The organism is Streptomyces caeni (assembly GCF_042678285.1).
Classification (GTDB): Bacteria; Actinomycetota; Actinomycetes; order Streptomycetales; family Streptomycetaceae; genus Streptomyces; species Streptomyces caeni.
The window spans coordinates 1-14,443 of sequence record NZ_JBHUDX010000144.1 but is presented as its reverse complement, the minus strand read 5'-3'; the positions used below and the strand labels follow the sequence as shown (position 1 = coordinate 14,443).

Below are 14,443 nucleotides of genomic sequence, written 5' to 3'. Positions count from 1 at the left end.
TTGGACACCGCGGGGAGTGCGCGATCCCGGAGGCCGGCACCCCGGGGCCGGCCGCCTCGGTGACGCGGAGGCAAGATCTTGACGCCCCCCTAACACCTCACCGCCGGTGCTTGACGTAGCGTTGGTGACGGTGTGCCGGGAAGCCTGGTCGGCGAAGTGTCCTCGACGAATCCGTCCGCCAGGGCGTCCCAGGAAGGTCTTCACGTGCCCCCCTCCAAGACGGCTGCCTCCGCAGCCGCAGCTCAGCCGGGTACCGTGCGTGGCCCGCGCCGTCCCGTTCTCTTCTTCGCGTTCGCCTTCGCGGTGATCGCGGACCCGGTCTCCTCCGTGGCGTACGCGATCGAGGCCGCGCTGCGCGCCCTGCACGGCGACCTGGCGCTGCTGCTGCCGACGATGAGCCTGGTCATCGGACTCGTCGTGGTCGTGACCGCCAACTACTGGCAGCTCGTACGGCTCTTCCCCAGGGGCGGCGGCGCGGCAGCCGCGGCCGGGCGGGCCTTCGGCGCCCGCTGGACGTTCCTGCCCATCGGCGCGCTGGTCGTCGACTTCGTGCTGACCATCGGCATCTCGATCGCGGCCGCGGCCAGCGCGGTCATCGCCCTCTTCCCGGGGCTGGCCCCGGTGCGCGTCCCGCTTGCGCTCCTGCTGCTCCTGGTGGTCGCGGGGCTGACCTGGTTCGGGCACGGCGGACGGCTGCTGTTCGCCGTCATGACCGTGGCCTTCGTACTCATCTCCGTGTCCGTTCTCATCCTGGGCTTCGCGTCACCCCACACGAGCGGGCACGCCGCGGCCACGGCCGACCCCGGCCGCTCCGCCGTTCTCGCGGTGGTCCTGGCCTTCCCGGTCGCCATGGCTCTGGCCACCGGAATCGAGGCGCCGTCGACCGCGATCGCCCAGCTCGGCCAGCTCGACGACACCCACCGCCGCCGCTTCGGCCGCGGCACTCTCGCGCTGCTGCTGGTCATCGTCGGAGGCCTGACCCTGTCCCTGACCGCCCTGGCCGTCCAGCTGCGCATCGGCGTCCCGGGCGCCGATTCCACCCAGATCGCCGACATCGCGCACGCCGCCGCCGGACCGGGTTGGCTCTACGGCGCCTTCCAGCTGACCAGCTCGCTGCTGCTGCTCGCCGCGGCCAGTTCCTCCTTCCAGGCCGGGCCCGGACTGCTGAAGGCACTGGCGGGAACGACCGACCGTCCCGGCGTGCTGCAGCCGGTACTCGGCCGCACCAACCGGCACCACACCCCGTACTGGTCGGTGGTCGTCTACCTGGCCGCCGCCGCACTGATCATCGTGGCCGCGGCGGGCCAGGAGCAGGAACTCGTCCTGTTCTACGCGGTCGCCGTCTTCGTCAGCTTCCTGGTCGGCCTCATCGCCATGGCCCGCTTCGCCCGCCGCGAGAAGCGGACGGCCCTCGCCTGGGTCAACGGCCTGGCCGCCGCGGCCGTCGCCTTCACCCTCGCGGTGAACCTGCTGCGCGGCTGGCCGGTACTGTCCCTGGCGGCGACCCTGCTCATCGCGGCCGGCCTGTACGCGCGGTGGACGCGCGCGGGACGCCCATCGGGCATCGAGGACGTCGAGGCGCGCGCCGAAGCGGGCTGACCCCCGCAAAGAAGTCAGCGGCCGTCGGCGCGGACGACGAGGACCGGGAAGGCGGCGTGCCGCACACGGTGGTGGCCGACGGGACCCTGGCGCATGTCGGGCCCTCTCGGCCCGGCGGGCGGCAAAGGTCCGCGAGAGATACCCGCCGACTGCCTCACAATGGCAGCGGAACCGCCGCGCGATCCGGCCGCACCGCATCCCGCGACGTTTCCGGGCAGCGGGACACTCAGCAGAACGGGAGCCGGTCGTGCGGGCACGTGATCTGGCAGTGAAATACGAGACGGTAAGTCACGCCACCGAGGCGATGGCGGCGGCACGGCTGATGGCCGGGCACCGGCTGCCCGCCCTGCTGGTCGTCGACGACGACGGCGCGCCGACGGCGGTCCTGCCCGCCTCACAGATGATCAAGATCCTGGTGCCGGCGTACGTCATCGACGATCCGACGCTCGCCGCAGTGGTCGACGAACGCCACGCCGACAAGCTCTGCAAGGCGCTGGCAGGCCGTTCGGTCCGCGACTGCCTCTCGAAGAGCGACCCCGTTCCACCGGTCGCCGACCCGGACGCGACCGCACTGGAGGTCGCAGCGCTGATGGCGCGGGCCCGCAGCCCGCTGGTGGCGGTCGTGGAGACGGACAAGGCCGGCCCGCGGCTGCTGGGTGTGATCACCGCCTCCCATCTGCTGGAGCGGCTGCTGAGCGCCGCCTCCTGACGCGGGCGGTCCGCCGGTGCGGCGCACGGCCGGGCGTGTGCGAGGCGATCACCGGGGCCCGTACCACCAGGGTCCGTACCACCGGGGGTCCGTACCACCGGGGGTCCGTACCGCCGGGGTCGGTATCACCGCACCGCGCGGCAGCGCCGCGCGACCGGCGGCGACGCGATCCGATGCGTGCCCGGACCAATCGTGGCGGCGGCCCCGCCGCGCCAGTCGGCTCACCCGCGCCTCGCGGCGTCGCCGTCGGCCCGCAGTCTGCCGGGATCCGGCAATGTCCGCCCCGGGCAGTACGCACAAACAATCTGTCAAAGACGCGCCAAGGGCAGGTGAGGTTCCCCCGGTGTGCCGGGAAGCCTGGTCGGCGAGCAGGGAACGGTTTTCTCTCTTCCGATCGGGGCGTTGGCCATGGTGCTGGTGGTGGTGTTCGGCGTCGCACTGCTGATCGCGGTGCTCTTGTCGGGCCTTGCGGCACGGACGGTGCTCTCCACCTCCTTGCTCTTCCTGGTCGGTGGCGCGCTCGTCAGCGACGGTTTCCTCGGCCTGATCCACATCACGCCGGACAGCGGGATCGTGTCCGTGACGGCCGGCCTGGCCCTGTTCGCGGTGCTGTTCACCGACGGCATGCACGTCTCGCTGCCCAAGCTGCGGGCCAGTTGGAGGAACCCGGCCCGGGCCCTGGGTCTGGGCATGCCGCTTCTGGCAGTTCACCAAGTACGGCCTCGTCGTGACCGGCGTGACCGTGGCCGTCTCGCTGGCCTACGTGTGGCTGCGCTGCTTCGCCCTCGCCTGAGCCGGAGGCCGGACCACCGGCACGGATCGAGGACGTCACACATGGTCGACGCTCTTTGACGGTGCTCGGCTCCGGCACGGGGCGGCACGCCTTCGGCCACGGCAGCCCGTGGGCCCGGGGCAGGCGCGGCCCGAGGCCTTCGGCTCGTTCGGCGGGGCGGCCCACGTCGCGGCGACCGCAGAGAGGCCGTCGATGAACCGTGATGGCCCGCTGATGGTTTCTCAGCGGCTCACCGGCATGCAGACCCCCTTGAACGCTGCCGGGTACCGGCAATGCGGGAACGGGCCACAGCCGTGCATCATGCGGTGCGGGGAGCACTGCGGATGGTTCCGGTGCCGGGTACCGGCAGGTGCCCGGTCCCCGGGCCCGGCGGCGCCCGTGGCCTTGCGCGATCACACCGCCTGAGCCCCGGCACGCCTCTGCCGGGGCGCCCCTGCCCCGCCTCCGACTGCCCTGCCTCCCACTCCACCTTCCTCATGCCTCAAGGACGTATGCCATGGATGTCATCGGCGTGCTCGCCGCCGCCTGCCTGCTTCTCGCCGTCGTGGCACTGTCGGTTGTCTCGCGGCTCTTCCGCAAGGTCGAGCAGGGCAAGGCGCTGATCGTCTCCAAGACGCGGAAGGTCGACGTGTCCTTCACCGGTCAGGTCGTCCTGCCCGTGCTGCACAAGGCCGAGGTGATGGACATCTCGGTGAAGACGATCGAGATCACACGGGCCGGGCGGGAGGGACTGATCTGCAAGGACAACATCCGCGCCGACATCCGGATCTCGTTCTTCGTACGGGTCAACAAGACGGTCGAGGACGTCATCAAGGTCGCCCAGGCCGTCGGCACCGCGCGGGCCAGCGACCGGGACACGCTGCAGGAGCTGTTCCACGCGAAGTTCTCCGAAGCGCTGAAGACCGTGGGCAAGCAGCTGGACTTCACCGACCTCTACACCAAGCGCGAGGAGCTGCGGTACCGGATCATCGAGGTGATCGGCGTCGACCTCAACGGGTACCACCTGGAGGACGCGGCAATCGACTACCTGGAGCAGACGCCGCTGACCCAGCTGGACCCGGCCAATGTCCTGGACGCGCAGGGCATCCGGAAGATCACCGAACTGACCGTGGTGGAGCACGTGCGCACCAACGAGGCCCAGCGCACCGAGGAGAAGGAGATCACCCGCCAGAACGTCGACGCCCGCGAGGCGATCCTGGAACTGGAGCGCCGCCAGGCCGACGCCGAGATCAAGCAGAAGCGTGAGATCGAGACCTCGCGCGCCCGCGAGGAGGCCGAGACCGCGCGGGTCGTGGAGGAGGAACGGCTGCGCGCGCAGAGCGCGTTCCTGCACACCGAGGAGCAGCTCGGCGTCCAGCGCGAGAACCAGGCCCGTGAGGTCACCGTCGCCGCGAAGAACCGCGAGCGGGTCATCGCCGTGGAGAACGAGCGCATCGAGAAGGACCGGCTGCTGGAGGTGATCGCGCGGGAGCGGGAGACGCAGCTGACGAGGATCGCGGCCGAGAAGGAGGTCGAGGCGGAGAAGCGGGACATCGCCGAGGTCGTCCGCGAGCGCGTCGCCGTCGACCGTACGGTCGCCGAGCAGGAGGAGTCCATCAAGAAGCTGCGCGCCGTGGAGGAGGCGGAGCGGCAGCGGCAGGCCGTGGTCATCGCCGCGGAGGCCGAGGCGCAGGAGAAGCTGGTCAAGGACATCAAGGCCGCCGAGGCCGCCGAGCAGGCCGCCACGCACCGCGCGGCGGAGGAACTGACCCTGGCGGAGGCGCGTTTGAAGACGGCCGATCTGGACGCCCGGGCCAAGCTGCGGCTGGCCGAGGGTGTCCAGGCCGAGGCGGCCGCCGAGGGGCTTGCGGCCGTGCAGGTCCGGGGCAAGGAGGCCGAGGTCATCGAGAAGGCCGGTCGTGCCGAGGCCGTGGCCGCCGAGGCCCGGATGCGCGCGGAGGCGGAGGGCACCCAGGCACGGCTGAAGGCCGAGGCAGAGGGCGCGCAGGCCAAGGCCCTCGCCGAGGCGGCGGCCATCGGCGAGAAGCTCAAGGCCGAGGCGGCCGGCCTGACCGAGAAGGCGGCCGCGATGGCCGCCCTGGACGAGGCGTCCCGCGGACACGAGGAGTACCGGCTGCGGCTGCAGGCCGAGAAGGAGATCCGGCTCGCCGGACTGGACGTCCAGCGGCAGGTCGCCGAGGCGCAGGCCACGGTCCTCGCCACCGGTCTGGAGAACGCCGACATCGACATCGTCGGCGGCGAGTCGGTCTTCTTCGACCGGCTGATGTCCTCCATCACGCTCGGCAAGGGCGTCGACGGCTTCGTCGAGCACTCCCGGACCGCGCAGGCACTGGCCGGGCCCTGGCTGGACGGCTCATCCAGCTTCACGGAGGACCTGAGCCGGATCCTCGGCTCGGTCACCACGGCCGACATGCAGAACCTCACCGTCTCCGCGCTGCTGATGAAGCTGATGAAGGCGGGCGGCACGCACTCCGGACGGGTGCAGCAACTGCTCGACCGCGCGGGGGAGCTGGGCCTCGCGGACACCCCGCTCACCGCGCTCAACGGCACGGTCCGAGCCTGATGAACCGCGGTGCCGGAGCTGCCGCGCAGGGGACGGCAGCTCCGGCCCCGACCTCGTGGAAGGGACGCACGATCCATGGCCACCGCCCCGGAGACGGGCTCGTACGACACCGACACCGTCGACACCGCAACGTACGAGGTGCTGCGCGACCGGCTCACCGCACAGGCCGCAGAACTCGCCGCTCGTGTGGAGCGCCTCAACGCCCGCCGCGTGGAGGAGTTCGGTGCCACACGGCTCGGCCTCACCGCTACCGCCCGGCTGCGGACCGAGCATGCCTGCGTGCCCCGCGATGTCGTCGCGGTCGGGGACTTCCTGCTGTTGGGCTACCACGGCACGCGGCCCGGGCCGACGGTGGGCGACGTCCTGGCGCTGCACGGCCGCGACCTGAGCCGGCTGCCCGACGACGCCGTGCCCGGACTGCTGGACGACCCGGGCTTCATAAGGGAGTTCGCGGCCCTGCACCGCTACTACCGCCAGGCCCGCCTGCTCCGGCTGCGCCGCGCGGACGGCAGGCTGCTGGCCGTCTTCCAGACCGGCGAGAAGCCCGACGACATCCGGGTGCTGCGCTGGGCACTGACCGACGACGGACAGGCGACGTTCCTGGACGCGCGCGGCGAGCGCGACCACGTGCTCCCGCCCTCCCACGACTTCGCATGGACGGAGACGACCCGCGAGGACCACGTCCTGGGCCGTCACCCGCATGTCTCCGTACGGGGCGAGCTGTTCGTCTCCACCGTCGGCGGCGCCCTCACCGTCAAGACGGACGACGACACCGAGACGGACGGGGGCATCCACAGCGAGCCCGTCGACGAGCCGCTGCAGTCACTCGCCGACGCGGACATCGCGCACGCGCGCGTGGGGGCCCTGATCCTGCTGAGGATCCGCCCCTACAAGGAGCACACGGACCGCTACCTGGTCTTCAACACCCTCACCAAGGCCGTGGTGCGCCTGGACGGCATCGGGCGGGCGTGCCGCCGCCTGCCCGAGGACCAGGGGATCGTGTTCCCCGGCGGCTACTGCCTGGCCACGGGCACCCACAAGACATATGAACTCGATGCGGCCGGCTTGGAGTTCGAGCGGGAGGTGCGTTCGCCCTACGGCGAGGACGTGCTGTTCGCGTTCCACGCGCGCGCCGAGGGGCGCGGCCTGCTGCTGTCGTACAACACGATCCGCAAGGAGGTCTCCAGCCCGCTGCCCTGCCACGGATGGGCCCTGTTCGACGACGGCACCCTGACGCTGCTGCGGGCCGAGGGCGACGAACCCGCCCGCGTGCACCCGCTCCAGCAGTGGACGTCCCCCTACGTCGCCGACACGTACGCCGCCGCCACCGGCAGCGGCCTCTCCCCAAGCCCTCGGCCACGTTCACGCGGGGCGGACCCCATGGGCCGCGTCGGCAACGCCGACCTCGTGCGCGGCATCTCCGACTGCCTGTCCATCAGCCGCGCCGTCGCCGACACCACCCCCACGGTCGAGGTGTACGAGGCGCTGGTCGCCGCCTGCATCCGTGCGGCCGACAGCCACCACTGGCTCGGCGAGCCCGGACTCGGCGACCTGCGCACTCCGCTGGACGCCGTGCGCGCCACTGCCGAACAGGTGCTCGCCGAGTTCCGCACCGTTCAGACGCTGACCCGCCAGGCCGCCGGCACACTCGACGAGGCCGCCGGCCGCCTGGCGGCGGTGGTCCGCCGGCTGCGGGGAGATGCGCCGCGTGGCGCGGCCGCCTGGGTGGCCGGTCTGACCGAACTGCGCCACGCCCAGGGGCATCTGCTGACCCTGAAGGAGATGCGGTACGCCGACACCGCCCGCATCGACGAACTCGCCGCCCAGGCCGAGGCGGACCTGGCCTCCTTCGGGCAGCGCGCCGTGGCCTTCCTGGCCCGCGAGGACGCCTTCGCCGGACATCACGAGGACATCGAACGTCTTGTGGCCGACGCGGAGACGATCGGCAGCGCGGCCGAGGCCGGGCCCGTCGCTTCCCGGCTCGACGGCCTCGCCGACACGATGCGCACGGTCACCGAGGTCGTCACCGGCCTCGACATCGCTGACGCCACGGTGCGCACGTCCGTTCTGGAGCGCATCGCCGATGTGCTGGGCGGCGTCAACCGGGCCCGCGCCCTGCTCGACGCCCGCCGCCGGAGCCTGCGCGACAGCGAGGGGCGCGCCGAGTTCGCCGCCGAGTTCGCGCTGCTGGGCCAGGCGGTCGCCGGCGCGCTCGCGTCGGCGTGCGGCCCGGATGCCTGCGACGAGCAGCTCACGGGCATGCTGGTGCGGCTGGAGGACCTGGAGTCCCGATTCGCGGAGTTCGAGGACTTCCTCGGCGAACTCGCCGACAAGCGCATGGAGGTCCACGAGGCGTTCTCCGCCCGTAAGCAGACCTTCCTCGACGCCCGCGCCCGCCGCGCCGAGCAGCTCGCCGCGTCCGCCGCCCGCGTCCTGGACACGATCGCCCGGCGCGCCGCCGTCCTCGCGGACGCCGACGCGGTGAGCACCTACTTCGCCTCCGACCCCATGGTCGCCAAGGTCCGCCGCACCGCCGACGAACTGCGCGGACTCGGCGACCCGGTACACGCCGAGGAGCTGGACGGCCGTCTGAAGGCAGCCCGCCAGGAGGCGGCCCGCGCCCTGCGCGACCGCACCGACCTGTACGCCGACGACGGCCGGACCCTCCGGCTGGGCAGCCACCGCTTCGCCGTCACCACCCAGCCCCTGGACCTCACCCTGGTCCCGCACGGCGACGGTCTCGACCTCGTCCTCACCGGCACCGACTACCGCTCGCCCGTCACCGACCCCGGCTTCGCCGCCACCCGCCGGTACTGGGACCGTCACCTGCCCTCCGAGTCACCGGAGGTCTACCGTGCCGAACACCTCGCCGCCCGCCTGCTGAGGGAGTACGGCCCCACCGCCCTCGCTGAGGCCGATCTCCCCGCCCTGGTGCGCAAGGCCGCGGAGGAGGCGTACGACGAGGGCCATGAGCGCGGTGTCCACGACCACGACGCCACCGTGATCCTGACCGCCCTCCTGCCCTTGCACCAGCAGGCCGGCCCCCTGCGCCACGAACCCGCCGCCCGGGCGGCCGCCCAGCTGTACTGGGCGCACGGCACCACGGCCGAGGCGCGCGAGACGTGGACCCGGCGGGCCGTGTCCCTGGCCCGGGCCCGGGACACGTTCGGCCTGGCGCCCGCGATCGGCGACCTGGAGGAGGAACTGGCGGAGGCGATCGCCGCATGGGACCCGGATGCCGACCGGCCCGCGTCCGCAGCGGCCGCGTACCTCTTCGACGAGCTGACGACCGGACCCGACGGCTTCGTCATCAGCGCCGCCACCCGCACGCTGCTCGGCACATTCCGCCGTACGGTGGGCACCGCTGCCTACGACGACGACCTCGCCGCACTCGACGACCTCGCGGCGCGCCGCCAGCTGGCCGATGCATGGCTGTCGGCCTTCGTGGCCTCCACCGGCACGGACGCCGCCGCCGGGGACCTGGCCGAGGCGGTGGCCGCCGAGGTGTGCCCGGAGCTGACCCGCTACGAGTCCGACGCCGCACTCGCAGCCTCGGCCGGGAACCTGCTGGGTACCCACCCGCGCATCACCGACCGCCGCCTTTGCCTGAGGATCGACGAGTTCCTCGCCCGGACGAAACGGTTCGACGAGCGGGACGTCCCCGCCTTCCGCGGCTATCTGCGTCGGCGTACCGCGCTGGTGGCCGCCGAACGCACCCGCCTGCGCCTGGACGACCACCGCCCGCGCGCCATGGCGTCCTTCGTCCGCAACCGCCTCATCGACGAGGTCTACCTCCCGCTCGTCGGCGACAGCCTCGCCCGGCAGCTCGGCACCGCGGGCGAGACCAAGCGCACCGACACCGGCGGCCTCCTGCTGCTGGTCTCCCCGCCCGGCTACGGCAAGACGACCCTGATGGAGTACGTCGCCGACCGCCTCGGCCTGATGCTCGTGAAGGTCAGCGGCCCGGCCCTAGGGCACACGGTCACCTCGCTGGACCCGGCCGAGGCCCCGAACGCCACGGCCCGCCAGGAGATCGAGAAGATCAACTTCGCGCTCGCGGCCGGGAACAACACCCTCCTGTACCTCGACGACATCCAGCACACCTCGCCGGAGCTGCTGCAGAGGTTCATCCCCCTGTGCGACGCCACCCGCCGCATCGACGGCGTGTGGGACGGCGAACCGCGCAGCTACGACCTGCGCGGCAAGCGCTTCGCGGTCTGCATGGCCGGAAACCCCTACACCGAGTCCGGCGCCCGCTTCCGCGTCCCCGACATGCTCGCCAACCGCGCGGACGTCTGGAACCTCGGCGACGTCCTCACCGGCAAGGAGGAGGTCTTCGCGCTCAGCTTCCTGGAGAACGCGCTCACCTCCAACCCGGTGCTCGCCCCGCTCGCCGGCCGTGACCGCCGCGACCTCGACCTTTTCATCCGGCTCGCGCAGCAGGACCCCACGGCCCGCCCCGACCGCCTCGTACACCCCTACGCCCCCGCCGAGGCGGAGCGCATCGTCGCCGTGCTGCGGCACCTGCTCACCGCGCGCGAGACGGTCCTCGCGGTCAACGCCGCCTACATCGCCTCCGCCGCACAGTCCGACACCACGCGCACCGAGCCGCCCTTCCGGCTCCAGGGCTCCTACCGCACCATGAACAAGATCGCCCAGCGCATCCAGCCCGTCATGAACGACGCCGAACTCGCCGCCGTCATCGACGACCACTTCACCGCGGAGGCGCAGACCCTCACCAGCGGCGCCGAGGCCGGCCTGCTGAAACTCGCCGAACTGCGCGGCACCCTGACCCCACGGCAGGCCGGGCGCTGGGCCGAGCTGAAGGCCGCCTACGCCCGTGCCCAGCCCCTCCGCGGTCCGGCGGAGGACCCCCTCGCCCTCCCCCGGGCCCTCGGCTTCGCCCAGGCAGAGGGAACCCCCGTCGTCGCCGCACTCGGCCTGCTCGCCGACCGCGTGGCGGCCGTCGAGTCCGCCATCACCCGCGCCGCAGGCCCCCGCCCCCTGCTTGCGAACCCCGACGCCCGACACCCGGTTGGGCCGAAGGAGCGGTGATGGTGTCCTTACTGCTGTCGACGGGCGAGGGGCGCGGCTGCTGCCACTCGCGCGCGGACCGATGAACGTCTGGAACTCCGTTGCCCAGCCCATGGGCGCCGTCTTGGAGGACACCGAGCCGCCAGGGCCCAGGGCTGGGAAGCGGGTCGTCAGGCGCGCGCGGCGTTCTCGGCGATGCTCGCGGCGATCTGACCGAGGAGCGGCGCGGGCAGGTCGTGGCCCATGGCGTCGAGCGGCAGGTACGTCGAGCCGGCGAGCGCGGCGTGGGTCGCCTCGCCACCGGCGATCTTGATCAGTGGATCTTCGGCCCCGTGGATCACCAGCGCCGGGAGCGTCAGTTCCTGGAGGCTCTTCCTGCGGTCAGGGGCGATCATGGCAGCGGTCACCTGGCGTGTTCCCCCGTCGGGGTTCTTCGCGCGGTCGTATGCCTGGGTCGCCAGCGCGAGGCGGCGCTCGCGCTCGCCGTCCTCGTAGGTCTTCGAGCCGATGGTCGCGTACAGGCCGGCGATCTGCGCGATGGCGGCCTCGCGATCCCACAACAACGAGCAATCGATCAAGAAGACACCGATGGGGGTTCTTGGAACGACCGGCAACGCTCTTTGCCTCGCTCGGTCCGCTTCTCAGCGAACTGGGAAAGCTCGGTGAGCGGCGAACCGTCGATGAGGGTGGAGAAGCTGGACGAGACCCGCCGGGCGTACATGGCCCGGCCCCGTCCTCCGCAGCGCCCACACCGGCCGGCCGGGGACCCGCTCGGCATCGGCTTCGAGTCGGCGGTGGTGCTGCCGGTCCTGGTGGCGGTGGTCCCGCAGGTGCTCTCCGATCTCGCCTCCGGGCATATCCAGGCGGGCGGCACCTGGCTGAAGCGGTGGTGGCGGCGCCACACGCCGGGAACTCGCGGACTGGGCCACAGCCCAGGACCGTGCCGCCGGTCTGTCCGCGTCCCAGGCCGAAGCATGCGCCCAAGTTCCGCCGCCGGCCCCGTCACCGCGACCTGTGGCGGTCGCCCGCCCCGGACGGGCCGCCGACGAGCGGGCCGTCGTCGCCTCGACGTCGGTGCCCGGGCTGTCCACCGGCACGGGGACCGACGCCGTGCGGACGGACAAGGCTCATTGCCTGCCACCCCCACTCCGGCACGCGCGACTCACCAAATGAAAACGACTCTGATTACTGCACAGACCCAATTCATGGAACAGAATTCACCCCATACAATCCGCCCTTGATACCATTTACCGGACTTGCCTGAAGTCGCATCTGCCGAAATGGGGCCGCCACTCATGTGACGCGGGACACTACGCCGACGGTGGAGGAGCCATGCCTGCGCACTTGCTGCCGCTCGCCACTCACGAGCGGTTCCACACGCACGACCTCGACGAGGCCCGGGGCGAGGTGGGGCGCGTCTTCTGTCCGCATGGCCTGAACCTGGCGGAACGCGGGTCACAGCTCGATGCCCGCCTGCACGCGGTGGCCTTCGACCGGACCGGCCTCTACTACCTCGACTACGGTACCGAGGTCCGTATCACCCCCGGCGCGCTGGAGACCTTCTTCCTCGTCCAGATCCCGCTGGCCGGCACGGCCGATGTGAGCTGCGGACACCAGCACATCGTGTCCACACCCGAACTCGCCTCCGTGCCGTCTCCGACCGAGGATCTGTCCATGCGCTGGGCCGCCGCGAGCCTCATCGTATGGGTCGACCGCTCCGCACTCGAAGCGCACCTCGGCAAGCTGCTGGCCCGCCCCATACGCAGGCCGATCACATTCCACCTGGGCATGGACCTGACGCTGCCTGCCTCCCGTTCCTGGCTGCGGATCGTCGACCTCCTCCGGAAGGAGGCGGACAACGGCGTCATGCCGAGTCAGCCGTTGATGGTGGCCCAACTCGAGGGGCTGCTCATGACGCAGCTGCTGCTGGCGCAGTCCAGCAACTACAGCCCGGCGCTGCTCGGGGAGCAGCCGCGGGTCGCCCCGCTTGCCGTCAGGCGGGCCATGGAGCTCATCGAGGCACACGCCGCCGAGCCCCTCACCGTGGAGGACATCGCCACCGCAGTGGGCGTGGGTGTCCGCGCGCTCCAGGAGGGCTTCCAGCGCCACCTCGGAACGACTCCGCTGCGCTATCTGCGGGACGTACGGCTTGGCCGGGCGCAGGCCGAGCTGACCGCCTCCGACCCGGGCACCACGACCGTCACCGACATCGCGTTCCGCTGGGGCTTCTTCCACTCCGGCCGCTTCTCCATTGCCTACCGGCAGCGTTTCGGAGAGTCCCCCTCGGAAACGCTGCGCCGCTGAGCCTGCCGGTCCCCTTCAGGCGGTCGGCAGGTCCGCCCACCGGGTGACCGTGCCGGCGCCGCTGCGGGTGCCGTGCCGGACAGTCAGAGCGTCGACGACGGTGTTCCCCCGCCCGTGCTCCCCATGGCCCGGAAGGCTGCCCGTCTCACCGGACGAGAGTGCCGCGCCGGCATCGGTGACCTCGACCCGAAGCGTGCCGCACCCGTTGACGCCACCGACAGACAGCCGCAGCTCGGCTGGTGGCAAGGCGTGGATGATGGCATTGGTGACCAACTCGGAGATCACCAGGACTGCCCCTTCGACAGCGGACTGAGGTATCCCCCACGCGGTGAGTACCGTGTGGGCCCGACGACGCACCGTGCCGACGGCCTCGGGCACATGCGCCACCGGACAGGAGTACGTGCGGCTTCGCGGCGAGCCCGTCAGCGAGGCGGGAAGCCTGACCACAGTCGGGTCGTCCATGACCTCGTCGCCCGCGCCGGTGACGTACCCGGCCTGGTGGGCCAATCCGGGCAGGTGGCCTGGTCCGCCGGCCTGGCCGACACCGTGGCCGTGGCGTGCTGCGACCGCGGTCAGCACCTGCGGCGCCTCTTCGTCGCTCGGCGAGACCCAGTCTGCGGTGGGCTCCGACCACCTTGCCATGGCTCCCCGTCTCCAAGAACTCGTGAGGCTTCAGACGAGCCTCCACTGCCTGCGAGAGTAGATCCGGTTCTCAGGCACTGCTATCCGGTCGACGCGGGACGTCATCCGGGTAACGAACCAACCGGGCGTTCCGCGCTTGTCGACGTCTTCCGCCCATCTCCTGCGCGTCGCCGGGGTCGGACTTCTTGCGCAGTGACCCGGGATGGATGCCCGAATCCTCGGCCACCTCCGGAATCGGCCTCCCGGTCTCCGTCACGATCCGTACCGCCCCCTCACGGGACTCGGCGTCGTAGACGCGCTTCCTGGATGCCATGACCCCGGCTGTCCCTCCGGTCACGGTCTCCACCGTAGGAGGGAAGGTGCACCGGCCCACCAGTTCCCCACCGGAGTGGTGACAAGCGGTGAACGCCGCCGCGAGCTGCTGCGCTGGGCAGAGGACGGCGGGCTGATCGTGGAGGACGACTACGACGCGGAACACCGCTACGACCGGCCTCCGGTGCCCGCGCTGCGCGCACTGCTGGCCGATCAGGTGTGCTACACGGGCAGCGTCTCGGAGTGCGTTTCCCGGATCGGCGGCTATTCGGGGATCTTCAGAAGCTGTTGTCCTTCCGGGCGTCGTTGATGCGTTTCCGCTGCGTTTCCGCTGGTCGGAGACAGGAGCGGGGATTCCGTGGGAGCGGGGATTCCGTGGGAGCGGGGATTCCGTGGGAGCGGGGATTCCGTGGGAGCAGTGGCCTGTCGGGTTTCGGCGAAGGCAGGAGATCGCCGAGGCGGCCGGGGCGGCACCCGCGGCGGGGGA

The 14,443-nt window shown here is 71.7% G+C and carries 8 protein-coding genes and 2 pseudogenes; 7 read left to right on the top strand and 3 right to left on the bottom strand.

The features are described 5' to 3' along the window. Nucleotides 1–204: 204 nt before the first annotated feature. The 5 genes and pseudogenes from ACFSL4_RS36535 to ACFSL4_RS36515 all read left to right on the top strand — a co-directional run bounded on the left by ACFSL4_RS36535 (nucleotide 205) and on the right by ACFSL4_RS36515 (nucleotide 10,719). Nucleotides 205–1,599 carry an APC family permease gene (locus ACFSL4_RS36535; RefSeq protein ID WP_381092386.1) on the top strand — a complete coding sequence of 465 codons (1,395 nt, stop codon included), beginning with the start codon at nucleotides 205–207 and terminating at the stop codon, nucleotides 1,597–1,599. A 247-nt stretch (nucleotides 1,600–1,846) separates the two neighbouring features. Then, the gene (locus ACFSL4_RS36530) at nucleotides 1,847–2,308 is read left to right on the top strand and encodes a CBS domain-containing protein (RefSeq protein WP_381092384.1); all 462 of its coding nucleotides are present in this window, start codon (nucleotides 1,847–1,849) and stop codon (nucleotides 2,306–2,308) included. A 408-nt stretch (nucleotides 2,309–2,716) separates the two neighbouring features. Then, a pseudogene (locus tag ACFSL4_RS36525) lies at nucleotides 2,717–3,016 on the top strand (cation:proton antiporter); the annotation flags it as partial. 581 nt (nucleotides 3,017–3,597) lie between these two features. After that, entirely contained in the window at nucleotides 3,598–5,664 is a 2,067-nt protein-coding gene (locus ACFSL4_RS36520; protein ID WP_381092382.1) for a flotillin family protein, read from the top strand. A 75-nt stretch (nucleotides 5,665–5,739) separates the two neighbouring features. Beyond that, nucleotides 5,740–10,719: a DNA repair ATPase gene (locus ACFSL4_RS36515; RefSeq protein WP_381092381.1), complete on the top strand. Its 4,980-nt coding sequence runs from the start codon at nucleotides 5,740–5,742 to the stop codon at nucleotides 10,717–10,719. 149 nt (nucleotides 10,720–10,868) lie between these two features. On the opposite strand, the gene ACFSL4_RS36510 is transcribed toward ACFSL4_RS36515, so the two are convergent. Further along, nucleotides 10,869–11,261, bottom strand: coding sequence for an alpha/beta fold hydrolase (locus ACFSL4_RS36510; RefSeq protein ID WP_381092379.1), 393 nt, complete (start codon nucleotides 11,259–11,261; stop codon nucleotides 10,869–10,871). 769 nt (nucleotides 11,262–12,030) lie between these two features. On the opposite strand from ACFSL4_RS36510, the gene ACFSL4_RS36505 reads away from it, so the two are divergent. Further along, nucleotides 12,031–13,002 (top strand): AraC family transcriptional regulator, encoded by a 972-nt coding sequence (locus tag ACFSL4_RS36505; RefSeq protein ID WP_381092377.1) that lies wholly within the window; start codon nucleotides 12,031–12,033, stop codon nucleotides 13,000–13,002. 15 nt (nucleotides 13,003–13,017) lie between these two features. Here ACFSL4_RS36505 and ACFSL4_RS36500 read toward each other — a convergent pair whose 3' ends face one another. Both ACFSL4_RS36500 and ACFSL4_RS36495 read right to left on the bottom strand, forming a co-directional pair. Continuing rightward, nucleotides 13,018–13,644, bottom strand: coding sequence for an ATP-binding protein (locus tag ACFSL4_RS36500; RefSeq protein WP_381092375.1), 627 nt, complete (start codon nucleotides 13,642–13,644; stop codon nucleotides 13,018–13,020). Nucleotides 13,645–13,714: 70 nt separating this feature from the next. Further along, the gene (locus ACFSL4_RS36495; RefSeq protein ID WP_381092374.1) at nucleotides 13,715–13,957 is read right to left on the bottom strand and encodes a transposase; all 243 of its coding nucleotides are present in this window, start codon (nucleotides 13,955–13,957) and stop codon (nucleotides 13,715–13,717) included. Nucleotides 13,958–14,008: 51 nt separating this feature from the next. On the opposite strand from ACFSL4_RS36495, the pseudogene ACFSL4_RS36490 reads away from it, so the two are divergent. Beyond that, nucleotides 14,009–14,218 (top strand): annotated as a pseudogene (locus ACFSL4_RS36490) (MocR-like pyridoxine biosynthesis transcription factor PdxR); the annotation flags it as partial. Nucleotides 14,219–14,443: the final 225 nt, after the last annotated feature.

Excerpts from the sequence above, each read along its gene's own strand:
- ACFSL4_RS36520 (WP_381092382.1), top strand. The coding sequence starts at position 3,598 with ATGGATGTCATCGGCGTGCTCGCCGCCGCCTGCCTGCTTCTCGCCGTC.
- ACFSL4_RS36515 (WP_381092381.1), top strand. The coding sequence starts at position 5,740 with ATGGCCACCGCCCCGGAGACGGGCTCGTACGACACCGACACCGTCGAC.
- ACFSL4_RS36505 (WP_381092377.1), top strand. The coding sequence starts at position 12,031 with ATGCCTGCGCACTTGCTGCCGCTCGCCACTCACGAGCGGTTCCACACG.
- ACFSL4_RS36500 (WP_381092375.1), bottom strand. The coding sequence starts at position 13,644 with ATGGCAAGGTGGTCGGAGCCCACCGCAGACTGGGTCTCGCCGAGCGAC.
- ACFSL4_RS36495 (WP_381092374.1), bottom strand. The coding sequence starts at position 13,957 with ATGGCATCCAGGAAGCGCGTCTACGACGCCGAGTCCCGTGAGGGGGCG.